Source organism: Actinomadura oligospora ATCC 43269, assembly GCF_000518265.1.
In the GTDB taxonomy this organism is placed as follows: domain Bacteria; phylum Actinomycetota; class Actinomycetes; order Streptosporangiales; family Streptosporangiaceae; genus Spirillospora; species Spirillospora oligospora.
Genome location: NZ_JADG01000008.1, coordinates 57,328 through 79,953 on the forward strand (window position 1 = coordinate 57,328; position 22,626 = coordinate 79,953).

19 protein-coding genes and 1 tRNA gene are annotated in these 22,626 nt (G+C 71.1%); 9 read left to right on the forward strand and 11 right to left on the reverse strand.

Annotated elements, in window-relative coordinates; all coding sequences use genetic code 11:
- Positions 1-342 precede the first annotated feature (342 nt).
- Positions 343-1,329 carry a helix-turn-helix domain-containing protein gene (locus P696_RS0112045; RefSeq protein WP_026412538.1) on the reverse strand — a complete coding sequence of 329 codons (987 nt, stop codon included), beginning with the start codon at positions 1,327-1,329 and terminating at the stop codon, positions 343-345.
- 619 nt (positions 1,330-1,948) lie between these two features.
- Here P696_RS0112045 and P696_RS0112055 point away from each other — a divergent pair.
- On the forward strand, positions 1,949-2,401 hold the full coding sequence (locus tag P696_RS0112055; protein ID WP_245627629.1) for a rhodanese-like domain-containing protein: 453 nt from the start codon (positions 1,949-1,951) through the stop codon (positions 2,399-2,401).
- Positions 2,402-3,055: 654 nt separating this feature from the next.
- Positions 3,056-4,915 carry a DEAD/DEAH box helicase gene (locus tag P696_RS44940; RefSeq protein WP_084337334.1) on the forward strand — a complete coding sequence of 620 codons (1,860 nt, stop codon included), beginning with the start codon at positions 3,056-3,058 and terminating at the stop codon, positions 4,913-4,915.
- 915 nt (positions 4,916-5,830) lie between these two features.
- Here P696_RS44940 and P696_RS0112065 read toward each other — a convergent pair.
- Together P696_RS0112065 and P696_RS0112070 are read right to left on the reverse strand one after the other, a co-directional pair.
- The gene (locus tag P696_RS0112065) at positions 5,831-6,637 is read right to left on the reverse strand and encodes an acyltransferase (protein WP_034484522.1); all 807 of its coding nucleotides are present in this window, start codon (positions 6,635-6,637) and stop codon (positions 5,831-5,833) included.
- Between the two features lie 974 nt (positions 6,638-7,611).
- Positions 7,612-8,076 carry a hypothetical protein gene (locus P696_RS0112070; RefSeq protein WP_034484525.1) on the reverse strand — a complete coding sequence of 155 codons (465 nt, stop codon included), beginning with the start codon at positions 8,074-8,076 and terminating at the stop codon, positions 7,612-7,614.
- 177 nt (positions 8,077-8,253) lie between these two features.
- On the opposite strand from P696_RS0112070, the gene P696_RS0112075 reads away from it, so the two are divergent.
- Positions 8,254-8,787 (forward strand): peptidylprolyl isomerase, encoded by a 534-nt coding sequence (locus P696_RS0112075; protein WP_026412542.1) that lies wholly within the window; start codon positions 8,254-8,256, stop codon positions 8,785-8,787.
- A 136-nt stretch (positions 8,788-8,923) separates the two neighbouring features.
- Complete coding sequence (locus P696_RS0112080) at positions 8,924-9,832, forward strand: rhomboid family intramembrane serine protease (protein WP_026412543.1); 909 nt, start codon at positions 8,924-8,926, stop codon at positions 9,830-9,832.
- A 763-nt stretch (positions 9,833-10,595) separates the two neighbouring features.
- On the opposite strand, the gene P696_RS0112085 is transcribed toward P696_RS0112080, so the two are convergent.
- The gene (locus tag P696_RS0112085; protein ID WP_026412544.1) at positions 10,596-10,853 is read right to left on the reverse strand and encodes a cell division protein CrgA; all 258 of its coding nucleotides are present in this window, start codon (positions 10,851-10,853) and stop codon (positions 10,596-10,598) included.
- A 78-nt stretch (positions 10,854-10,931) separates the two neighbouring features.
- Between P696_RS0112085 and P696_RS44945 the strand changes: the two genes are divergently transcribed.
- The 3 genes from P696_RS44945 to P696_RS0112100 all read left to right on the forward strand — a co-directional run bounded on the left by P696_RS44945 (position 10,932) and on the right by P696_RS0112100 (position 12,644).
- On the forward strand, positions 10,932-11,708 hold the full coding sequence (locus tag P696_RS44945; protein ID WP_051467415.1) for a DUF881 domain-containing protein: 777 nt from the start codon (positions 10,932-10,934) through the stop codon (positions 11,706-11,708).
- 79 nt (positions 11,709-11,787) lie between these two features.
- Complete coding sequence (locus P696_RS0112095; RefSeq protein ID WP_245627630.1) at positions 11,788-12,432, forward strand: class E sortase; 645 nt, start codon at positions 11,788-11,790, stop codon at positions 12,430-12,432.
- A gap of 11 nt (positions 12,433-12,443) precedes the next feature.
- Positions 12,444-12,644 carry a hypothetical protein gene (locus P696_RS0112100; RefSeq protein WP_026412546.1) on the forward strand — a complete coding sequence of 67 codons (201 nt, stop codon included), beginning with the start codon at positions 12,444-12,446 and terminating at the stop codon, positions 12,642-12,644.
- Here the strand turns inward: P696_RS0112100 and P696_RS0112105 are convergent, their stop codons facing one another.
- Positions 12,645-13,034, reverse strand: a complete 390-nt coding sequence (locus P696_RS0112105) for an IF-2B domain-containing protein (protein WP_026412547.1) — start codon at positions 13,032-13,034, stop codon at positions 12,645-12,647. It abuts the gene before it with no gap.
- A gap of 104 nt (positions 13,035-13,138) precedes the next feature.
- Between P696_RS0112105 and P696_RS0112110 the strand changes: the two genes are divergently transcribed.
- Entirely contained in the window at positions 13,139-13,720 is a 582-nt protein-coding gene (locus P696_RS0112110; RefSeq protein WP_026412548.1) for an anthranilate synthase component II, read from the forward strand.
- Positions 13,721-13,931: 211 nt separating this feature from the next.
- Here the strand turns inward: P696_RS0112110 and pknB are convergent, their stop codons facing one another.
- The 6 genes from pknB to P696_RS0112140 all read right to left on the reverse strand — a co-directional run bounded on the left by pknB (position 13,932) and on the right by P696_RS0112140 (position 22,261).
- Positions 13,932-15,758 carry a Stk1 family PASTA domain-containing Ser/Thr kinase gene (gene pknB / locus P696_RS44950; RefSeq protein ID WP_034484527.1) on the reverse strand — a complete coding sequence of 609 codons (1,827 nt, stop codon included), beginning with the start codon at positions 15,756-15,758 and terminating at the stop codon, positions 13,932-13,934.
- Positions 15,759-15,999: 241 nt separating this feature from the next.
- Entirely contained in the window at positions 16,000-17,472 is a 1,473-nt protein-coding gene (locus P696_RS0112120; protein WP_034484681.1) for a peptidoglycan D,D-transpeptidase FtsI family protein, read from the reverse strand.
- A gap of 142 nt (positions 17,473-17,614) precedes the next feature.
- Positions 17,615-19,261, reverse strand: a complete 1,647-nt coding sequence (locus P696_RS0112125; RefSeq protein WP_026412550.1) for an FtsW/RodA/SpoVE family cell cycle protein — start codon at positions 19,259-19,261, stop codon at positions 17,615-17,617.
- A gap of 5 nt (positions 19,262-19,266) precedes the next feature.
- The gene (locus P696_RS44955; protein WP_084337336.1) at positions 19,267-20,952 is read right to left on the reverse strand and encodes a Stp1/IreP family PP2C-type Ser/Thr phosphatase; all 1,686 of its coding nucleotides are present in this window, start codon (positions 20,950-20,952) and stop codon (positions 19,267-19,269) included.
- Positions 20,949-21,497 (reverse strand): FHA domain-containing protein FhaB/FipA, encoded by a 549-nt coding sequence (locus P696_RS0112135; protein WP_026412552.1) that lies wholly within the window; start codon positions 21,495-21,497, stop codon positions 20,949-20,951. Before P696_RS0112135 ends, P696_RS44955 begins: the two co-directional genes overlap by 4 nt.
- A gap of 11 nt (positions 21,498-21,508) precedes the next feature.
- Complete coding sequence (locus P696_RS0112140; protein ID WP_026412553.1) at positions 21,509-22,261, reverse strand: FHA domain-containing protein; 753 nt, start codon at positions 22,259-22,261, stop codon at positions 21,509-21,511.
- 127 nt (positions 22,262-22,388) lie between these two features.
- Between P696_RS0112140 and P696_RS0112145 the strand changes: the two genes are divergently transcribed.
- A tRNA-Leu gene (locus P696_RS0112145) sits at positions 22,389-22,471 on the forward strand.
- Positions 22,472-22,626 lie beyond the last annotated feature (155 nt).

A 22,626-nucleotide genomic window follows, 5' to 3' on the forward strand; every position in this document is an offset into this window, starting at 1 on the left:
GGAGGCGCGGGACTGTGAGCCCTCAGCCCTTCGCGGCCGCAGGCGGTTGCCGGCGCTGGTAGGCGGCGTTTCTGAGGGCGGCTTGGTGGCGCTGGTGAGCGGGGCTCCGAGGGCGACTTGGTCGCGGAAGCTGTTTTGGGTGGCGTTGGGCTGTGTATATCCAGCCCTGCGCGGCCACGGACCGCTATGGCGCTGGCTCGGCCCTGCGCGGCTGCGGGCCGTTGACGGCGCTGGTAGGCGGCCTGTTCTGGGGGCTGGCTTGATGTGACCAGCATTGACCGTCGTCCGGCGAGCGCTTGGTCGAGCGCTGGTCGAGCGATCCTCAGGGAGACGCGCGGGGTATCAGGATTGGCCCGCGCCCGCCTCTGTCCGGAAGGTGTTCCTGTAGGCGGAGGGAGAGGTGCACATGATCCGGGTGAAGTGATGGCGGAAGGTGGCCGGGCTGTCGAACCCGACCACGGCCGCGATCTTCTCCACCGGGGTCGAGCCCTCCTCCAGGAGCGGCAGGCTGGCCATGATCCGCTGATGTAGGACCCAGCGCAGCGGACTGGTGCCGGTCTGCCGACTGAAGTGTCGGATGAAGGTGCGAGGCGCGAGGCAGGCGACCCGTGCGAGTTCGGCGATCGTCAGCGGGCTCGTCAGGTTGGCCAGGGCATGGTCCATGGCGCGCGCCACCGCGTCGTTCGCTGCCGGCTCCGGAACGGCGGCCTCGACGAACTGCGCCTGACCCCCGTCCCGATGGGGCGGGACGACCAGACGCCGCGCGACGGCATTGGCGACCCGCGCACCGTGGTCCTTGCGGACCAGATGCAGACACAGATCAAGGACGGCCGCACTCCCCGCGCCGGTGATCACGTCATCGCCGTCCACGTACAGGACGTCCGGCGTGACATCGATCCCCGGGTAGCGTCGTCGCAGCAGGTCCGCGTACTGCCAGTGAGTCGCGGCGGCCCGCCCGTCGAGCAACCCGGCTGCGGCCAGAGCGAACGCCCCGGAGCAGTTCGACACCACCCGAGCCCCTCGCGCATGCGCCGTCCGCAAGGCGTCCACGAGCGCCTCGGGCACCTCCCCCCGGACATCGGGCACGGCCACCACGATCAAGGTGTCGGCGGCGGCGAACGCCTCCAGTCCCTGATCAGGCGTCATGACGAATCCGCCGACCATCCGCAACGGCCCCGGCGTCAGCCCGCAGACCCGCAGGTCATACCAGGGCACACCCAACTCAGGCCGTGGAAGCCCGAACACCTCGACGACCGCGCCCAGCTCGAACGGCGCCATCCCGTCAAAGGCCAGCACCGCGACCTCGTGCCCTCGCCCCACTCCGATCATGGCCAGATCTTAACGAACAACGGCATTCACGCCACTATCCCAGCCCGACCCAACCAACGACCATTGATCAGGACAGACCACCCCCACCCCATCTCGAACACCGACCTCGATCAGGACAAGCCACCCCAGACAGCGACCACCGATCAGGACAACCATCGCGCCCCACCCCGACGGGCCCACCGACCAGGACAGGCCATCCCGAACGGCAACCACGGCCACGACAGGCCCCAGACGGCGACCACGGCGACGACAGGCCGCCCCGGACGTTGGTCACGGCTACGACGGGCCCCGGACGGTGACCATGGCCACGACGGGCCGCCCCGGACGGCGGACCACGGCCACGACGGGCTTGGACGGCGATCGCGGGCACGGCGGGCCGTGGACGGCGATCACGGTCAGGCGTCCCGAACGGGGACCACGGTCAGGACAGGCCATCCCGAGCGGCGATCACAGCCACGATGGGCCGCCCCGGACGGCGACCACCGTCAGGACGGGCCGTCTCGGGCGGTGACCTCGGTCGGTGCGGGCCAGCCCCGACGCAGCCGTGGCCGTGGCCGTCCACGCAAGGGGTTCCTGGCTTGGAAGCCCTGACCTCGCACGAAACAGTAAGGAGTCGATCGTGACCGTTGATGAGATCCAGACCGACAGCGCGGCTGTGCGGTTCTTCACCTCGCGGCTGGCCTTCGAGACCGACCCGTCGGACCTGTTCGCCCAGATGCGGGGGGACGGGACGGACAAGGTCATCGTGGTGGACTCGCGTGCCCAGGAGGCGTGGGACATGGGACACGTCGCGGGGGCCGTGCACCTGCCCCGGCCGGAGATCGCCGCTCGTCACGACGTGGTTCTCGATCGGGACGCGCTCGTGGTCGTCTACTGCTGGGGACCGGGCTGCAACGGTGGGGTGAAGGCCGCTCTGGAACTGGCCCGGCTCGGCTACCGGGTCAAGGAGATGATCGGCGGGTTCGAGTACTGGGCCCGCGAGGGGTACCCCGTCGAGACCGCCGCCGGTGTCAGCCGTCGTTCTCCTGACCCCTTGACCGCTCCGGTGGCCGGCATCACCTGCGCCTGCTGACCAGGGACATCACCTCCTTTTCCTGTGCTGGGCGAAGAACGCCCCTTCGCCCGAAATGATTTACCTGTGTTCCAGGGAGCCCCGGCCCTCTCCAGAAACGAAAAAGGGTCTGGGCCCCCTGGCCGCGACCTGCGCCCCAGATCCGCCTCCCCCCGGAACGGACGCGGGACGCAGGCGCGGCGGTGGACATGGACGCCGCATCCGCACCCTCCGCGGCGGGCTCGAAGCAGGTCCACGTGACCATCGTCGCCGCCGGTCCGGAGCTCTTCCAGCCAGCGCCCGAACTGTGGATAACCTGGTCGCAGGGAGGCTTTTCCCCGTGGACAGGCGGTCCAGCCGCCCCCGCAGAAGCCCTTCGTCCGAAGGTCTCGTGGGGCATCGCACCCGAGGTCGGGCCTACAGCGGCAGGAGAAACGCGATCACCTGCGCGCACGCGGACGGACACCGCCGAAGTGGCGTGTGTGACGTGACCGTCCGTTCGAGATGGGCATAAGCAGGGGGCGTCCCGACGTTAGGATGAACAAATCGCTCTTATGACGCTCGCCCGAACTGCGGCGACGTCACGACTGGCTCGTCCTTGCAGCGCACGAATCACGGCCGCCTCCCGGCCCCTGTGGTGCCTCCCGAGACGCGCCCCCTCTCGGAAGGTATTGCGTGACCGACGTTTCTGCTGCCCATGCCCCGTCCACCCCTGCGGAGGACGTCGCGGACACCGCGAGGGCCGAGGCACAACCCGGCTTCGCCGACCTCGGCCTGCCGGAGCCGCTCGTCGCGGCGCTCGCCCGCCAGGGCATCGAGTCCCCGTTCCCGATCCAGGCCGCCGCGATCCCGGACGTCATGGCCGGACGGGACGTCCTCGGCCGCGGCAAGACCGGCTCGGGCAAGACCCTGGCCTTCGGCCTGCCGCTGCTCGCGCGCCTGGAGGGCCGCCGCGCTGAGCCGCGGCGTCCGCTGGGCCTCATCCTCGTGCCCACGCGCGAGCTCGCCCAGCAGGTCGTGACCAACCTCGAGCCCCTCGGCCGGTCCCTGGGCCTGCACTTCAAGACCGTCATCGGCCAGACGTCGATGTTCAAGCAGATCGACGCGCTGCGCCGCGGCGTCGAGATCGTCGTCGCCACCCCGGGCCGCCTCAAGGACCTGATGCGCCAGGGCGCCGCCGACCTGTCCGACCTCGAGATGGTCGTGCTGGACGAGGCGGACCACATGGCCGACATGGGCTTCCTCCCGGATGTCACCGACATCCTGGACGAGGCTCGTCCGGGCGGTCAGCGTCTGCTGTTCTCCGCCACCCTGGACAACGACGTGGACGTCCTCGTCAAGCGCTACCTGAACGACCCGGTCAACCACGCGATCGGGCCCGTGGACGAGTCCGTCGACACGATGGACCACCACCTCCTCCTGGTCGCGCCCAAGGAGAAGGCGGCCATCACGGCCGAGATCGCCAACCGTGAGGGCCGGACGATCCTGTTCGCGCGCACGAAGCACGGCGTGGACCGGCTCGCCAAGCAGCTCACCGACGCGGGCGTCCGCGCGGCCGGCCTGCACGGCGGCAAGTCCCAGGGCCTCCGCACGCGCACGATCGCCGAGTTCCACGAGGGCACGTTCGACGTCCTCGTGGCGACCGACGTCGCCGCGCGCGGCATCCACGTCGACGGCATCAGCCTCGTCATGCACGTGGACCCGCCGGCCGACCACAAGGACTACATGCACCGCGCCGGACGCACCGCGCGTGCGGGCGAGAAGGGCACCGTCGTCACGCTCGTCCTGCCCCACCAGGTGCGTTCGACCTCCGCGATGACCCGCCGCGCGGGCATCGAGGCCCCCAAGCACCGCGTCACGTCCGGTGACGAGGAGCTGACCCGGCTCACCGGCGCACGGGAGCCGTCCGGTGTGCCGATCCAGGGCCCGGTCATCCCCGAGCGCCCGCGTCGTGAGCCGGGCCGTGGGGGCCGCCGTGGCGGCCGTTTCAACGGTCAGCGCCGTTTCCGTGACGACGGCCCCCGCGGTGGCGGCCGTCGCGATTTCGACCGTGAGGGACGTTCCGACGGCTTCCGCCGGGATTCCGACGGCGAGCGGCGCGGTGGCGGCCAGGGCAACGGGTACCGCGGCGACCGCGGTCGCGACCGTGGCTTCGACGGCAACCGCGGTGGCAACGACTCCCGCGGGGACGGATTCCGCCGTAACGACGACCGGCGCGAGCGCCCCAACGGGGACGACCGCCGCGACAACGGCTTCCGTAACGACCGTCGTGAGGGCGGCTACCGCGGTGAGCGTTCCTACGGGAACGACCGCCGTGAGGGCGGTTTCCGCAGCGAGGGCGACCGCAGGGGCAACTACTCCGGCGACCGCCGCGAGTTCTCGGGCGACCGTGGACCCCGGGGCGAGCACGGCTTCTCGGGCGACCGCCGTGGCGGCGGCCCGCGTGGTGCCGGTGCCGGTGCCGGCCGTCGCGACGGTTCCTACGGCGGCCCCCGCCGTGAGGGCTCCGACCGCAGCCGCGCGCGCTTCAACTAGGCGCCAGAACGCCCGGACGGGCCGTTGACACTTCGGTGTCAGCGGCCCGTCCGCGTTTCATGACCTGGAAAAACACCACCTCGGAAGGAGTTATCCACAGTTCGGCGCCCGGCTGGCGTTCACCGTGCACCGCCGCCGAGGATGGATCCCGTCAGTCGTCGAGGGCCGGCACCCGCCGACCCCGAACCGGACGGGAGGTGATCAGGGCATGAAGATCGGCCCACTGGGTCGCAGTGAGATCGCGGGGCAGCGCCGCCGCCCGGAACGGCTGATCGTCCAGCCAGCAGATGATCCCTGACCGCGCCGCGCCGTGTCACGCTGCGCCAAAGCGCGCTGCGCTGCGCCAAAGCGCGCTGCGCTGCGCCAAAGCGCGCTGCGCTGCGCCAAAGCGCGCTGCGCTGCGCCAAAGCGCGCTGCGCTGCGCCGAACCGTGTCATGCCGCGTCGGGGTCATGCCGCGCCTGCGGCGTGCCAGCGTCTGGGCAGGTCGGGCCGCCCGCTTCGGAGCGCGCCGTACCGGGCCGTGCTGACTCTGCCGGGCCGCCTTGCGCCGGGGCTGTACTGGGCCAAGGCCGTGCTGGCCGCATCGTGCTGGGCCACCTCGGGTGGTGCCTTGCCGGGACGTGGTGGGTTCACTGTGCTGGGGCAGCATCGTGCCGGCCACGTTGGCCACGTCGGGCCGCGCTGTGCCATGCCGCGTCGGCCATGCCGCGTCGGCCACGCCGCGTCGGCCACGCCGCGTCGGCCACGCCGCGTCGGCCACGCCGCGTCGGGCCGTGCCGGGCCACGCCGGGCCGTGCCGGGCCACGCCGGGGCGCGTTGGGCTGCGGTGGGGGGTTTGCTGGGGAGTGGGGGGACGCGTTGTGTTCGGGGCGTTTGGGGTGTGGGGGAGCGTGTTGTGTTGGGGAGGGAGGGGTCAGCCGGCTTCTTCTTGGAGTTCGGTGGGGGGTGGGGTGGCTTGGCGGAGTTTGTCTTGGAGGAGCTGGAGGCCTTCCATGCCGTCCAGGGAGAGGGCGGCGAGTTCGTCCAGGGAGATGAGGGGCTGGTTGCGGAGTGGGGGTTGCCAGCCCTCTTCTGGGGTGTGGCTGCGGAGGACCTTGGCGGGGACGCCGCCGATGACGGAGTGGTCGGGGAACTCGCCGCGGACCACCGCGCCGCCCGCGACGGCGACGTTCCGGCCGAGTCTGGTGCCGGGGAGGATGATCGCGCCGGTGCCGATCCAGCAGCCGGTGCCGATGACGACCGGGTTGTTCTCCGGCCACTGGCGGCCCACGGGCATGTCGAGGTCCGCGTAGGTGTGGTTCTGGTCGGTGATGTAGACGTTCGGGCCGGTGAAGACGTCGTCGCCGATCTCGATCGACTGGTGGCCGACGATGTGGGTGCCCCGGCCCAGCGAGCAGCCCCTGCCGATCTTCACGATGACGTCCGGGCCGAGGTCCAGGCCGGGGACGAAACCGGCGGAGATCGTCACGTGGGTGCCGACGAGGGTGTGGGAGCCGATGGAGATCCACGGCTCCCCGTAGATCGCGCCGGACGGGAAGCCGATGCACACGCCCTCACCGAGGTGGGCGAAGCGGCGTCGGCCCGGCGTCTCGGGGGTGATCTCGCCGTGCCGCTGGATCCACTCCCAGCCCCTGTGCACGGCCAGGTGCAGGCCCTGCCGGGCTCTGCGCTTGAGGAGCCCGGTGAGCTGCTGCCCCAGCGGACGCGATGTCGGCGACATGGCGCCACCGTACCGGTTGGTAGTAACCCCAAGGTCCGCCTACCGCCGCACAGCGGACGAACGCGTCCTGTAAGGACGATCCTGCATGCGTCGAGGGTTTGGATACTGAGGCGCGCCAGCGCTGATGCCCTGTTCAGGACGGGTGTGAGCGACTCATCCACGAGCTCGACGTCGCGGCCCTCGCGAACTCAGCGGCCTTCGCGAACTCAGCGCTGCGCTGCGGTGCGGTGCGGTGCGCTGCGCTGCGCTGCGGTGCGGTGCGCTGCACTGCGGTGCGCTGCGGTGCGCTGCGGTGCGGTGCGCTGCGGTGCGGTGCGGTGCGGTGCGGTGCGGTGCGCTGCGCTGCGCTGCGCTGCGTTGCGCTGCGGTGCGGTGCGGTGCGGTGCGCTGCGCTGCGCTGCGCTGCGCTGCGCTGCGGTGCGGTGCGGTGCGGTGCGGTGCGGTGCGCTGCACTGCGGTGCGCTGCGGTGCGCTGCGTCGCGCTGCGTCGCGCTGCGTCGCGCTGCGGTGCGGTGCGCTGCGGTGCGGCGCGCTGCGTCGCGCTGCGGTGCGGTGCGGTGCGTCGTGGTGCGTCGTGGTGCGGTGCGATGGTGCCCCGAGGCTCTCAGCCCCACCCCGCGAGGTCCTCAGCCCTCAGGCCTCCACTCCATGCCTCCCAGGCCTCCATGCCTCCCAGGCCCCAGGCCCTCAGGTCCCTCAGCCCTCCCAGGGCCCTGGCCCTCAGGCGTCCCAGGCCCTCAGGCCCACCGGGGCCCAGGCACTCAGGCTCACCGGGGCTCAGGCACTCAGGCTCACCGGGGCTCAGGGCCTCAGGTCTCAGGTTCGAGGTCTGGGTGCCTGGGATGTCCGAGGGGTGGGGGCTCGTAGTCGGGTGGGTGCCGTGCTCGGCGGCGGGCTGGCGGGATTGGGGGAGGGGGAATGGAGAAGGACCCGGCTTAGCGGGTCCTTCGTCCGGGGTGGCGGGTTCGCCCTGGTTACTTGGTGTGGGACGAGACGTGGTCGATCGGCTGGGATTCGGCCGAGTCGGCGGCGGACTCGTCGGTCATCATGTGGGCCGTCTGGGCGGCGTTGCGGCGGGTGAGGACGACTCCTGCGACGCAGGCGGCCGCCACTCCGGCCAGCAGAGCGACCGTGACGGCGCGGGCCCGGCGGGCCGGACGGCGCGGTTCGATGCGGTGGGCCGTCTCGGAGAGCGCGGAGCTCACCTTCGGGCTCAGGTCCGACTCGACGTACTTGGCGGCGTCACGCAGCCTCGGGGCGCTCCAGCCCCGGAAGGCCAACATGCGCTCGGCGGCGGCCTCCCGGCCCTGCTGTGCCGCCGGGCCCATCCGCTCGCGCGCCATCGAGGCGCCGTGCCGGCAGGCCGACATGCCCTGGCGGAACGACGTCCGCGCGCGGCCGAACCGGGAGTCGGCCTTCTGGCGCCGACGGATACTCATCTTTAGGGACACGCTAACCTCCCTGTTTGCGAGGTCCTGTCAGGCAGCCTTCCCATGCAGCGGAAGGTAAACCCTGTAAGAGTGATCAACACGTTACTCAGGGTGGGCAGGAACGCCGCCGGTGACATGCGCCGTGACCGGCTCAGACGCAAGCATCTCGATGAGGAGGGGGCCCGAGTGGCTGAGGAAATCTTTGCGACGCTGAACACCAACCTGGGCAAGATCGTGGTTCAGCTGTACCCGGACAAGGCTCCGAAGACGGTGGAGAACTTCGTCGGCCTGGCCGAGGGGACCAAGCCCTGGCGGCACCCCGAGACGGGTGAGGACAAGACCGGCACCTCTCTCTACGCCGGGACGATCTTCCACCGGGTGATCAAGGAATTCATGATCCAGGGCGGTGACCCGCTCGGGCGCGGCACCGGCGGCCCCGGCTACGAGTTCGAGGACGAGTTCCACCCCGAGCTGAAGTTCGACCGTCCGTACCTGCTGGCCATGGCGAACGCCGGACCCGGCACCAACGGTTCGCAGTTCTTCATCACCACCAACGTGGAGAACACCCGGCACCTGACCGGCCGCCACACGATCTTCGGCAAGGTGATCGAGGGCACCGGTGTGGTGGACGCGATCGTCAAGGCCGAGACCGGCCGCAACGACCGTCCCAAGAGCGATGTCGTCATCGAGTCGGTGACGATCGAGCGGCGCCAGTCCTAAGACTAGGTAGGGGGAGACGGCCCCGGTCCACACGGACCGGGGCCCGTCCCCCGGACCTCCGCCCGGTCCACGCTCCGGTTCGTCCGGCGCGCGGACCGGCCCCGCCGCACCACCCAGGCCCCACGGAGCCGCCACGATGAGCACCGACCAACAGCCCGCCCCCGAGACGCCGGTCCCGACCTGCTACCGGCACCCGGGACGGGAGGCACATCTCCGCTGCACCCGCTGCGATCGGTACATCTGCCCGGACTGCATGCGCGACGCGGCGGTCGGTCACCAGTGCCCGGAGTGCGTCGCCGAGGGCAACAAGGGAGTGCGCCGCCCGCGCGCGGCCGCGATGGGCAGGCGGTCGTCGGACCAGCCCGTCGTGACGTACGCGCTGATCGCGGTGTGCGTGCTGGCCTACGTCGGCGAGATCGCCTCGAAGGCGGTCGTCCCCGACTACATGATGCTCGGCGCCTGGACGCGCCCGGACGGCACGCTCGCCGCCGGCGTCCTGGACGGCGAGTGGTACCGGCTGATCACCTCGATGTTCCTGCACCAGCAGCCGACCGGCACGAGCTTCGGTTTCGCGCACATCCTGCTGAACATGTGGGCTCTGTACGTGCTGGGTCCTCCGCTGGAGATGGCGCTCGGCCGGGCGCGGTACCTGTCCCTCTACCTGCTGTCCGGGTTGGGCGGGAACGTCCTGCTGCTGCTCGTCGCGCCCTACACCGGCGCGGTCGGCGCGTCCGGCGCGATCTTCGGCCTGTTCGGCGCGTTCTTCGTGGTCGCGCGGCGGAGCGGGGCGCCCACCGGGCCGATCCTGTTCCTGCTCGCGATCAACCTGATCTTCACCTTCTCGGTGAGCGGGATCTCCTGGCAGGGCCACGTCGGCGGCCTCGCGACCGGCCTCGCCGTCGCGTTCGTCTACGCCTACGCCCCGGCCGTCCGGCAACGCTGGCTGCACATCGCCGCCCCCCTCGCCGTCCTGGCCCTGTTCGTCGCCCTCATCCTGGTCAAGGCCGTCACCTTCACCGCCGACGCGACCAACGGCCTCACCTGACCCCCTCAGCCCCCAGCCAACGCCCCACCCGCCCACCGCCGACGTTCCGGCCTCAAGGCCCTGCCAGCCCACGTCGCCCCGGGAAGCACAGCACAGCCGCGTCCCCAGCCGCCTCAGTACCGCGCGCCCGCGCCGGTCGCCTGTGCCGTGCTGCGTTGGCCCGTGCCCGCATCGCGCCGCATCGTGTCGTTCTGCATGCGCCAGCTCGCGTGATGTGGCCCCTGCCGCGCCGCCCGCGTCGGCTCGGCCGTACTGGTCGCGCTGGCGGTGCCGCACTGCCCACACCTGTGAGGCCCGCGTTGCGCCGCACCACCCCTCCGGCTGTTGGCTTGCGTCGCACCTCTTCGTGGACGGGCTGGACGTGCTGTGTAGGGGGCGTGGCGCGGTGCTGGGTCGGCTACGTGCGGGGATGGTCGCGTAGTGACACGCCCGGGAGGCGAGGTGAGGGCTCACTGTCCGGCGCGCCAGGGCGGTACTCATCCTCCGGGGAACCCAGCCTGTGGACGACGGGGGCTGATGGCCTTCTTCCCGCGGCGCTCTCCGAGTGGCTACTGGCCTCCACGGCGCCAGCGGGCGAGGCGGGGCGGCACGCCGGGTGTGGGGAGGAAGGTGGCGTGGTGCTGCCCGCGGGACGGAGGGGGCGCGGGCAGCGCTTCAGGCCGCGGCTCCTGAGGGGAGACGCGGCTGGTCGGGGTGCTGGGGAGACTATCCCCAGCCTGTGGATAACTTTGGTGGATTCAGGCGGCGGAGAAGTGGGTAACGGTCAGCGCCACTTGGTGGACAGGCCGACGCCCAGGATGATCGCCACGAATCCGATCAGCAGGTTCCAGCTCTTCAGGCCGGTCATCAGCGGGATGTCGACGCCGGTGGCGGCGCTGATGTAGTAGACGGCGATCCAGGCCAGGCCGATCAGCCAGAGGACGACCATCGTCGGCGCGAGCCAACGGGGGCTGACCTCGGGCGCCTTGGACTTCTGCGGCGGCGTGTAGACGGCCTTCTTGCGCACTTTGGACTTGGCCACGTGGGTTCTGTCTCCTCGGGCGGTCGGCCGGCGGCACCGGTCCGCGCTTGGGTGGTTTGTCGGTTAGCGTAGTCGCTGGTGAGCAGCGTACGGCGTCGAGCGTGGGGAAGCATCATCCCAGCTCTCACGGTCCTGGCGGGAGCCCTGTTCGCGGCGAGCGCGAGCACGGCCCGCGGTACCGACCTGCGCGACACCGGACGGACCCGGATCACCGAGCTGATCACCGCCGAGCAGCGCCGCACGCTGGGCGAACGCGCCCGCTACGACCGCCTGCGCAAGGACGTGGACGGCCTGTCCCGCGCCGCCGGACGCGCCGACGCCCGCGTGAACCGGGCCCAGGGCGACGCCGACCGTCTCGCCGCGCGCGCCGGAATGACCCCGGTCGGCGGGGAGGGCGTCCGGGTCGTCCTGGACGACGCGCCGCGCGCCGCCCAGGACGCGCCGCCCACCGGAGCCACACCCGACGACCTGGTCGTCCACCAGGCGGACGTGCAGGCCGTCGTGAACGCGCTGTGGGCGGGCGGCGCCCACGGCATGCAGATCATGGACCAGCGGGTGATCGGCACCAGCGCCGTCCGGTGCGTGGGCAATACGCTGATCCTGCAGGGGGTGGTGTACTCGCCGCCGTTCCGGATCACCGCCGTCGGCGACCCGGGCCGGCTTCGCGCCGCGCTGGACGCCTCCCCCGCGATCTCGGTGTACCAGCGGTACGTGCGGGCCTACGGGCTCGGCTGGTCGGTGCACAGGCTCCGGCGGGTCACGTTGCCCGCCTACACCGGGAACGTGACGATGAAGCACGCCACGGTGCCGCCGGACGCGGGAGACGACGCCGCCGGAGGCCGTCCGCCGGAGTGACCCCGGACAGGACGTCCCGGCCGCGCCCTCCGCACGGACGGCGGCGCACGCGGCGGTGGGCTGGGAAAGGGGCGGGCCGGTGCGGGTGCTGATCCGCGGACTGGGCGAGCTGTGCATCACCGCGGGTTTGATCCTGCTGCTGTTCGTGACCTACGAGCTGTGGGGGACGGGCCGCTACACGCACGACCAGCAGAACAAGCTCTCCAAGGAGATGATGCGCTCCTGGGCGTCCGGGCAGCCCGCCGGGGCCGGGAAGATCACCACGGAGCGGGTGAAGCTGGGCAAGGGCCTGGCGCTGATCCGGATCCCCCGGTTCGGGTCGTCCTACCGGTACGTGGTGATCGAGGGCGTCTCCCTGGCCGACCTGCGCAAGGGTCCCGGCCACTACCCCGGCACGCAGCTGCCCGGCGAGGTCGGCAACTTCGTGGTCTCCGGCCACCGGACGACCTACTCCGCGCCGTTCAACCGGGTCGGCGAGCTGAAGCCCGGGGACGAGATCGACATCGACACCCGGGACGGCAAGTACGTCTACAAGGTCACCGAGAAGCGGGTGGTGGACCCGACGGACGTCGAGGTCACCGCGCCCGTGCCGTTCCACCCAGGGCAGCGGGCCGGCAAGCGGATGATCACCCTCACCACCTGCCATCCGATGTACTCGGCGGCCGAGCGCCTGATCGTCTTCGGCCAGCTGTCCGCCCAGTACCCGCGGGTCACCGGAAAGTAGGAGGACGGACGATGTACACGCTGATCTGGCGGCTGCTCCCCGGCGACCGGCGGCTGAAGACGGCGGTCGCGGCCGGGCTGGTGCTCGTGGTGGCCGTGATCCTCTGGTACGCCGTGTTCCCGTGGGTCGAGCCTCAGATCCAGTTCGACCACGGCGTCATGAACGGCGCCCCCGCCACCACCCCGCCCAGCTCCGGCAGGCCCGCCCCCTGATCAGCGGAGGCGACGCCAGGGGCCGGGGCGATAGACCCCGTGCCGGTCGATCGTGCCGCCGCGCGCGAGCATCCACTCGGCGCCCAGGCTGACCAGGGACGAGCAGGACGTCGAGCCCACCCCGTGGCGGTTCACGGCGTCCACGTACAGCGTGGTCGGCGTGCCGGGCTCCTTCAGGGCGACGGTCATCCGGACGGCGCGTCCGTCCGGCCGGACGTCCCGGGCGCAGACCCTCACCCTGAGGTACTCGTGCCCCATGCCGTGCGGCGGCCCCCAGTGGCCGTGGCCCGACAGTCCCCGGACGTCCCGGTAGTCGAACGTCCCGTACAAGGACGCGGGCGGGGCGGGGAAGGCGAGCGGGACGCCGGCCAGGAGGGCGCGAAACAGCATGGGGGAGCCTTTCTGATCTCGGAGGGGTTCCGAGAGATTACGCTCCGCGCACGAACCTCGACCGCCGTTCGGCGTGTTGTGGTGATTCCGGGGAGAATGGAGGGGTGCGTGTTCTCGTCGTGGACAATCACGACAGCTTCGTCTTCACGATCGTCCAGTACCTGAGGGAGCTCGGCGCGGACTGCCGCGTCGCCGACCGGGACGACGTCTCCGTGACCGACGCCCGGGACGTGGACGGTGTCCTCATCAGCCCTGGTCCCGGCCACCCCGCGGACGCCGGCGTCAGCCTCGACCTGGTCTGGGACGCCGTGGAGCGCGGCGTCCCGCTGCTCGGCGTCTGCCTGGGCCACCAGGCGATCGGCCATGTCTTCGGCGCGACGGTCGATCACGCGCCGCGGATCGTCCACGGGGAGACGAGCCCGATCGAGCACGACGGCGCGGGCGTGTTCGCGGGGCTGCCGAACCCGTTCACGGCGACCCGGTACCACTCGCTGGCCGTCCGCCCCGAGACCGTCCCGGACGGCGAGCTGGACGTGACCGCGCGCACCCCGGACGGCGTGGTGATGGGGCTCCGGCATCGGACCGCGCCCGTCGAGGGCGTCCAGTTCCACCCCGAGTCCGTACTGTCCGCATGTGGCCACCGGCTCTTCCGGAACTGGCTCCTCGCCTGCGGGGAATCCGGTTGATCGGGCCCTGTGGGGTTTGCGGCGAAAATTCTGAGTGGCTCATGTAACGCCGATACCTCCAGGTACGAAGACCATAGCGAGAGGGCTTCCGCCATTGCCCCCGAGTGGCGGAGGCCCTCTCCCATGTCCGGACGTCCTGGCGAAGGACGGCACGCACCACGAAGGCCCGGCCCCCGCCAGGGGGACCGGGCCTTCGGCGTTCAGGCGGCCGTCACTGCTGCGGCGGCGGACCACCCGGCTGGTTCTCGTCCGGCGGGGTGCTGGCGGGCGGCTGGGCCGGCGTCACGATGATCGTCACGGACGATCCGGACGGCAGCTTGGTGCCCACCGCCGGGCTGACGTTCCACACCGCGCCCGGCGGGATCGTCGCGTCCGGCGAGGCCTGCTCCTGGACGACGCACGTCAGGTGCAGGGTCCGGAGCCGCCGGCACGCCATGTCCTTCGGCAGGCGCTGCAGGTTCGGCACCGCGACGTCCTGCGCCCCGGACGAGACGTACAGCGTGACCGAGGAGTTCGGCGCGACCTGCTCGCCGCCCCGCGGGTCGGTCTTGATCGCCATGCCCTGCTGGACCTCGTTGGACGCGATCCGCTTGATGTCGACCTTGAAGCCCCGGCCCTCCAGGGTGCTCTTCGCGTCGGCCTCGGGGGTGCCGCTGACGTCCGGGACGTCCACCTTCTTCGGCGGCTCCGGCCCGCGGGACACCACGAGGGAGACCATCGTGCCCTTCTTCAACGACGTGCCCTCGGCGGGGTCGGACCGGATGACCTTCCCCTTGCCGACGTCCTTGTTGTACTCCTTCTGCGGATCCGCGGCGACGGTGAAGCCCTGGTCCTTGAGGGCCTTGGTGGCGTCCTCGAGGGTCATGTTGGCGACCGTGGCGACCTTGACGTTGTCGTTGCCGCCGTTCGGGGCGACCAGCCAGCCGAGCAGCGCCGCGATCGCCAGCACGGCCACGGCCGCGCCGATCCACATGGCCGCCTTGCTCCCGCCGCCACCGCCGCCCTGGCCGTGCCGTCCGCCGCGGTCGTAGTCGGCGTCCTGCCGGTAGTCGCCGTACTGGACGGGCGGGAGGTCGTAGCCGTCCTGCCGCTGGACCTGCGTCGCGCCCATGACCTGGGTGTGCTGCGGCTGCCCCTGGTGGACGGCCGTGGGCGCCGCGCCCAGCATCATCGTGGACGCGGCGGTCGAGGACACCGGCTGCCCGTGCAGGGCCCGCTGGACCTCCTGCCGGAACTCGGCGGCGTTCTGGTACCGGTTCGCGGCGTCCTTCGCCATCGCCTTGAGCACGATCGCGTCCGCCCACTGCGGGATGTCCGGATCGATCTGGGACGGCGGCGTCGGCTCCTCCCGGACGTGCTGGTAGGCGATCGCGACCGGGGAGTCGCCCGTGAACGGCGGCCGTCCGGTCAGCAGCTCGTACAGCACGCAGCCGGTCGAGTAGAGGTCGCTGCGGGCGTCCACCCGCTCGCCCCGCGCCTGCTCGGGCGACAGGTACTGCGCGGTGCCGATCACCTGGGCGGTCTGGGTCATCGTGGACGCCGAGTCGTGCATCGCGCGGGCGATGCCGAAGTCCATGACCTTGACCTCGTGCTGCCGGGTCAGCATCACGTTGGCCGGCTTGATGTCGCGGTGGACGATGCCGCCGCGGTGGCTGTAGTCGAGGGCGCGCAGGATCCCGTCGGTGATCTCCAGCGCCTTCTGCGGCATCAGCGCCCGGTTCTCGCGCAGCAGGTCGCGCAGCGTCGAACCGTCCACGTACTCCATGACGATGTACGGGATGGTGGTGTCGCCGATGGTGTCCTCACCGGTGTCGTACACCGCGATCACCGAGGGGTGGTTCAGGGACGCCGCCGACTGCGCCTCGCGCCGGAACCGCTCCTGGAAGATCGGGTCGCGGGCCAGGTCCGGGCGCAGCGTCTTGACCGCGACCACGCGGTCGAGCCGCAGGTCACGGGCACGGTAGACCTCGGCCATGCCGCCGCGTCCGATCACGGACTCCAGCTCGTAGCGGCCGCCGAGCAGCCGAGGTTGACTCATCTGTGCACATTCCCTCGTACGTCGTCACCCTGTCCCCCGAACCTAGCCGCCCGCCGCGGGGACGCGGCGGAGCCGGGGTCGGAGTTGACGGAGTCGTGGCGCGTCCGGCCGTGGCCGGGACGGGACCCGGCCAGGCGGAGCGCCCCGCTCCGGCCGGGGCGCCCGGCCCCGTCGAGGCCGGGACGCGTCCCGGCCCGGCGGAGGCGCGCCCCGACCTGGCTCCCCGAGAGAGTACCCGTGCTCACTTCTTCATCACCGCCCGCATGATGGCGGCGGCGATCGGGCCGGCGCCGTGTGCGCCGTCCCCGTCACCCTCGCTGACCACCGCGAACGCGTAGCGGGGGTGTTCGATCGGGCCGAAACCGACGAACCAGCGGGCGTTCGGGATGCCCGCCCCCTGCTCGGCGGTGCCGGTCTTGCCCGCGATGTTGTCGCCCGAGAGGTTCTTCGCGGTGCCCTCCGACACCACGGCGCGCATCATGTCCCTGAGCTGGCTCGCCGTATCCGGCTTCATGGCCTGGGAGAACACCTGCGGGGACGCCTTGTACACCTCGGACTGGTCCTTGGCGGTGGCGCGCTGCACCACGTACGGCCGCATGATCTTGCCGCCGTTGGCGACCGCCTCGGCGACCATGGCCATCTGCAGCGGGGTCGCCCGGACGTTCTCCTGGCCGATGCCGGAGCGGGCGGTGGCGTCCTTGCCGGTCATGATGGTCTTGCCGGTCGCCAGGTCGGCGACCGAGACCGGGACCTCGCTCTTGGCCGCCTTCATCAGCGGCTCGACCGCGACGTTCTGGCCGAACCCGAACTTGGCCGCGCCCGCGTTCAGCTTGTCGATGCCGAGGTCCAGCGCCATCTTGCCGAACGTGGTGTTGCAGGACTCGGCGAAGGCGCCCTTCAGCGAGGCCGTGCCGGCGCAGCTTCCGCCGTCGTGGGAGTTCGGCAGCGGCTGGCCCGACTCCGGCAGGGTCAGCTGGCCGGACTGGACCTGGGAGTTCTCGTCCAGGTTCAGCTCCTCCATGCCGACGGCGGCGGTGACCGTCTTGAAGGACGAACCGGGCGGGAACACCTGGCTCATCCCGTTGTCGACCAGCGGCTTGATCACGCTGGTGGCCTTGTCCAGCTGTTCGAGCCGCTTGCCGCCGGCCTCGCCCTTCTGGGGGGCGACCTCGTTGGGGTCGAACGTCGCGTTGGAGGCCAGCACCTTGATCGCGCCGGTCTTGATGTCCACCACCGCCGCGCCGGACCGCCGGGACGTGCCGTTCACCAGCTGCTCGTAGGCGATCCGCTGGGCCGCCGGGTCGATGCTCAGGTCGACGTTGCCGCCCTCGGGCTTCTTGCCGATGAACTGGTCGAACCAGCGCTGGTGGGTGATCCGCTTGTCGGTGCCCGCGAGCAGGCGGTTGTAGGACAGCTCGACCTTGGACCCGCCGCCGTTGAAGTATCCGGTGACCGGCGCGAAGATCTTGCCGTCCTTGTAGTTGCGGCCGTACTTGGGGTTGTCCTTGCCGGTCGGGGTCGACCAGGCGAGGACCTCGCCGCCCGCGGTGATCTTGCCGCGGGGGTTGTTGAACACGTCGCTGAAGCTGCGCGTGTTGTTCGTGTCGTTCCGGAGCTTGTCGGCCTCGCTGCCCTGCACGTAGTTCACCTGGGCCATCAGCCCGAAGAACAGCAGCAGGGCGAACACGGCGACCCGCCGGACCGGCTTGTCCATGTTCACGACGCGGCGTCTCCTCGCTGGGGGGCTTGGGGGCTACGGGGAAGGCGGGGCAGGGGAACGGGGGCGGAACGGGGGGATGTCGGACGACCGGCCGCCGGGCGGTGGCCCGGCGGCCGGGAGGTCCCCTGCCGGAAGGTCATCGCAGGCTCACGATCTGCGTCATCCCCTCGTCCTGGATGGCCTGCGGCGCGGGCTTGCGCGCGTCGTGGCTCATCCGGACCAGGATCGCGATCAGGATCCAGTTCGCCATCAGCGACGACCCGCCCTGGGACAGGAACGGCGTCGTCAGACCGGTCAGCGGGATGAGCTTGGTCACACCGCCGACGATCACGAACACCTGCAGCGCCAGGACGAACGAGACACCGCCCGCGAACAGCTTCAGGAACGGGTCGCGCGCCGCGACCGCGGTCTTCATGCCGCGCTGGACGATCAGCGCGTACATCAGCAGGAGCGTCATCAGGCCGGTGAGGCCGAGCTCCTCGCCCATCGAGTCGAAGATGAAGTCGGAGAACGACAGCGGCGTCTGCCACGGCTTGCCCTGCCCGAGCCCGGTGCCGAGCACCCCGCCCTGGCCGAGCGCGAACATGCCCTTCATCAGCTGGGCGCTGTCGGAGTACTCGCCGCCCATCTTCGTGCAGGCCCACCAGCCGGCCCCGACCATCCGGGTCTGCGCCGCCAGGGCCTTCTGCCCGGCCGCCTCCTGCTGCTGGGCCTTCGCCAGGAGGGTGACCTTGGCCTGCTTGTAGATGTCGGTGTTCGGGTTGACCGGGACGACCTTGCCGTTGGACATCAGGCAGCCGCCGTCGAAGTACGGCCGGGGGTTCTGCCAGATGTCGATGCGCTGGTTCACGTGTGCCATGAACGGCAGCAGCGTGACCACGAACACCGCGAGGGCCAGCAGGCCGACACCGATGACCACCCAGGACACCCGCTGCGTGGCGATGTAGAGCATCGACACGAACAGGCCGAAGTACAGCAGCGCGGTGCCGAGGTCCTTCTGCATGAACAGGACGCCGAGGCACAGCAGCCAGATCACCATGACCGGGCCGAGGTCGCGGGCGCGCGGCAGCGAGATCGGGCCGATCTTCTTGCCGATCAGCGACATCGCCTGCCGCTTGTTCACCAGGTACCCGGCGAAGAACGCGACCAGCATCAGCTTGGCGAACTCGCCCGGCTGGACCGAGAACCCGCCGACGTTGATCCACACCCGCGCGCCGTTGATCTCCGCGCCGATGCCCGGAACGATCGGCAGCATCAGCAGGATGATCGCGCCGAGGCCGATGAGGTAGGTGTAGCGCTGCGCGGTCTTCGGCGTGAACGACAGCTTCGCGTCCGGCTTGCTGGTGTCCCGCATGATCGCGATCGCGGCCACGAACAGCGCGATCCCGACGAACGTCCACATGAGCTGGCCGGGAGCGTCCGCCGCGTCCTTGATGACCTTCTTGCCGGCCAGCTCGGCGACCTTGCGGTCGTGGCTGGTGTCCAGGTCGAGCCGGTAGATCATGGCCAGGCCGAGACCGTTCAGCGCGACCGCGAGAGGCAGCAGCAGCGGGTCGGCGAACGGCGCGAACCGCAGCTGCGCGACGTAGGCGATCAGCGCCAGGACGACCAGGCCGCCGCCGTAGCCGAACAGCCCGGCGGGGATCGACCCGTCACGGGCGAGGCCGACCTCGGCGAACGCCGCGAGCGTCAGCACCATGGCGAACACCAGCAGCGCCAGCGAGGCCGCGTTGCGGCGCTGATACGGGATCTGCGCCTTGATCTGCTCCCCGAGAGCGTGCATGGGCGTTACGACCTGCCCCTCGACGGCCCGGGACAGTCCTTGATCGTGGGGTGCGCCCCCCGGCACAGGTCCACCCGGGCGGTCAGTTCGGCGATCTTCTTGTCGGCCGCGGCGACGCCGATGAAGGAGAACTTCCCGTCACGGACGGAGTTCTGGTCGGACGTCGGCAGCTCGGCCAGCGTGATCGTGCCCGGCCGGACGGTCGTGGGCGAGCAGTCGTTCTGCTCGACGCCGCGCTTGACCGCGACCTTCCCGCCCTCGTCGCGCAGGCTGTACTTGCACACGGCCCGGGCGAGGTCGTCCAGCGCGGACGGGCCCTTCACCGTGTAGGTCGCGCGGACGGCCTGGGCGCGGTCCTGCGGGAGGTCGGACACCTTGATCGGCGGGTTCGGCTGCTTGTCGGCCTTACGGGACAGGCTGATCAGCGGCATCTTCTGCGTCGTGCCGCGGTACAGCACGACGTTGCCGTTCTGCTCGCCGATGTAGTAGCCGCCGCGCGCGCTCTGGATGAAGAACACCCCGCCGCCGACGACGGCGACGACGAACAGGCCCGCCACCATGACCAGCCAGAGCCAGCGGCGCGGGCCGCGCTGCGCGCGCTTGGCGGCGCGGCGCTCACGGCGTCCGGCGGGCTGGTACTCCTGCTCGGCGGCGTACTGCGGCGGCTCCTGGTAGCGCGGGTCGGGGACGGTCGCCTGCGGACCGGTCCCGCCGGGCCCGCCCTGCGGGCCGCCGGGGTGCTGCATCGGCGGCGGCATCTCGTCCACCGCGACGGGCTGGTGGGGCATCGTGTCGCGCAGCTGCGCGGCGCGGCTCGCGGGCGTGTCGCCGGGGCCGCCGGGCGCGCCCGGGCCTCCGGGCGGCATGCCTGGACCGCCGGGCGCGTTCGGGTCTCCGGGGACCGTGGGAGGGGCCGCGCTCGCTGCCGCGCCCACGGCCCGTCCCGGGCCGGGCTGCGGCGGCTGGTTGCCCAGCTCCACGACGTCCGCGCAGACACAGGTGATGTTGTCCGGCCCGCCGCCCCGGTTCGCCAGGTCGATCAGCTGCCGGACGGCGCCGTCCGGGTCGTCCGCCTCGGTCAGCACCTGGAAGATCGTCTCGGCGGTGACCACCGTGGACAGGCCGTCCGAGCACAGCAGGTAGCGGTCGCCCGCCTTGGCCTCGCGGAGCGACAGGTCCGGGTCGATCTCGCCGCGGCCGTCCATCGCGCGCAGCAGCAGCGAGCGCTGCGGGTGCGAGGCGGCCTCGTCCGGGCTGATCCGGCCCTCGTCGACCAGCGACTGCACCAGCGTGTGGTCGTGCGTGATCTGGAACAGGCTGCCGTCGCGCAGCAGGTAGGCGCGCGAGTCGCCGATGTGCACCAGGGCGATCTGGTTGCCCGCCCACAGCATCGCGGTGAGCGTGGTGCCCATGCCCTGCAGCGCCGGGTCGGACTCGACGATCCGGTGCAGGTTCTCGTTCGCCGCCTTGACCGTGTGCTCGAGCGCGGCGAGCAGCTCGGCCGCGGGCATGGCCTTGTCCAGCTTGCGGATCTCGGAGATCGCGGCCGCGCTGGCGATCTCGCCGCCGACGTGGCCGCCCATCCCGTCGGCGACCGCGAGCAGGTGTGCGCCCGCGTAGCCGGAGTCCTCGTTGCCCTCGCGCAGCATGCCCACGTCGGACCGGGCGGAGTAGCGGATTCCCAGAGTCATTTGCGCAGCTCGATCACGGTCTTGCCGATACGGATCGGGACGCCCGGCGGCACCGGCATCGGACGGGTCACCTTCGTGCGGCCCAGGTAGGTCCCATTGGTCGAACCGAGATCTTCCACGATCCACTGGCCGTCCTGCGCGTAGATCCGGGCATGTCGGCTCGAAGCGTAGTCGTCGGTCACAATCAGCGTGGAGTCGTTCGCCCGCCCGATCGTGATCGGGACCCCGGTGAGGTCGATGACGGTCCCGGTCCGCTCACCCTGGACGACCACGAGCCGGGAGGGGCCTCCCCCTCCCCGCTGGCCCCCACGTGGCGGCGGCCCCTGCGGAGCTCCCTGAGGCGGTCCCTGCGGCGGGCGCGCGGCGGCCTTGGGCGGACGCGGCTGGGCGGCCCGGGAGGCCCGGTCCGCCGCGCGGGACGCGGCCTTCGTCGCGGCCTTCGACCCGAAGAGGTCGGCGCGGATCACTCCGACGGCCGCGATGACGAAGAGCCAGAGCACCGCCAGGAACGCCAGCTTGATCAGCGTGAGGGTGAAGTCGGACATCGGAGTCGGGGTTACTCCCTATCGCGGCGGAACACGAGTGTGGTGCGCCCCATCGTCACACGGGAGCCGTCCACGAGGGTGACCCGCCGGATCGGCTGACCGTTGACGAAGGAACCGTTGGTCGACCCTAGATCGACGAGCACGATCTCGGGACCTTCTACACGGATCTCGGCATGGTGCCGCGAAACCCCCGGATCCACCAAACGAAGGTCGCAGTCCGTGCCGCGGCCGAGCAGGGTGACCGGGGTGTTGATCTCGTAAGTGCTCTGGTGAGCCGGGCCGTTGTCCATCGTCGTGGTGACCAGCAGCCGCGGATTCCCGCCGAACGCGCCACCGGGCGCGCGCGGATAGTCCGACGGCGGCCGGCGGATCTCCCCGCCCTCCACCGTGGAGCCACGGATCACCCCGGACCGGATACGGAACATGCCCGTCGCCAGGTCGTCGGCGTTCTCGAACCGGACGCGCACCGGGCCGACGAAGGAGTACCCCTGCTCCTTCGCGTACTCCCGCGCGAGGTTCCCCAGCTCCTGGCTCAGACTGTCGGCGTACACCTGGAGCCGCTGGCCGTCCTGCTGCGAGATCTCCACGACGAAGTCGTTCGGCACCAGGGTGCGGCCCGCCGCGACGATCGCGGCCCGGTCGTCCATCTCGCGCTGCACGGCGCTGGCCACCTCGACCGGCTGGAGCTCGGACTTGAACGCCCGGGCGAAGGCACCTTCGACCATGCCCTCGAGCCGTCGCTCGAAGCGCTGAATGACGCCCACGGGCACCTCCCTTCCCCACTGGTAGACGATCGTATCGGTGTCAAGGTTCGCTAGAAGTATCCGGTTGCCGAACCACCCCCCTGACCGTGCTAATCTCTTCCTGCACCCGGAAACGGGGCGACACCCAGGGCGGGTGGCGGAACGGCAGACGCGCACGGTTCAGGTCCGTGTGTCCGAAAGGATGTGAGGGTTCAAATCCCTCCTCGCCCACGTAGGTCCTAGGGTCAGTGTGCTCGCAAAAAGCGCGAGCTGCTGGCCCTACTTCGTTTTTCCCGGGGGGACGACCCCCCGGAGCCCCCCGATGTGGGGGGCTTCCGCCCCCCACGCCCCCCTTGTGGCTGAGCTTGGTGGTCCGGGTGGCGGGC

Excerpts from the sequence above, each read along its gene's own strand:
- P696_RS0112045 (WP_026412538.1), bottom strand. The coding sequence starts at position 1,329 with ATGATCGGAGTGGGGCGAGGGCACGAGGTCGCGGTGCTGGCCTTTGAC.
- P696_RS0112065 (WP_034484522.1), bottom strand. The coding sequence starts at position 6,637 with ATGTCGCCGACATCGCGTCCGCTGGGGCAGCAGCTCACCGGGCTCCTC.
- P696_RS0112070 (WP_034484525.1), bottom strand. The coding sequence starts at position 8,076 with ATGAGTATCCGTCGGCGCCAGAAGGCCGACTCCCGGTTCGGCCGCGCG.
- P696_RS0112080 (WP_026412543.1), top strand. The coding sequence starts at position 8,924 with ATGAGCACCGACCAACAGCCCGCCCCCGAGACGCCGGTCCCGACCTGC.
- P696_RS0112100 (WP_026412546.1), top strand. The coding sequence starts at position 12,444 with ATGTACACGCTGATCTGGCGGCTGCTCCCCGGCGACCGGCGGCTGAAG.
- P696_RS0112105 (WP_026412547.1), bottom strand. The coding sequence starts at position 13,034 with ATGCTGTTTCGCGCCCTCCTGGCCGGCGTCCCGCTCGCCTTCCCCGCC.
- pknB (WP_034484527.1), bottom strand. The coding sequence starts at position 15,758 with ATGAGTCAACCTCGGCTGCTCGGCGGCCGCTACGAGCTGGAGTCCGTG.
- P696_RS0112120 (WP_034484681.1), bottom strand. The coding sequence starts at position 17,472 with ATGGACAAGCCGGTCCGGCGGGTCGCCGTGTTCGCCCTGCTGCTGTTC.
- P696_RS0112125 (WP_026412550.1), bottom strand. The coding sequence starts at position 19,261 with ATGCACGCTCTCGGGGAGCAGATCAAGGCGCAGATCCCGTATCAGCGC.
- P696_RS44955 (WP_084337336.1), bottom strand. The coding sequence starts at position 20,952 with ATGACTCTGGGAATCCGCTACTCCGCCCGGTCCGACGTGGGCATGCTG.
- P696_RS0112135 (WP_026412552.1), bottom strand. The coding sequence starts at position 21,497 with ATGTCCGACTTCACCCTCACGCTGATCAAGCTGGCGTTCCTGGCGGTG.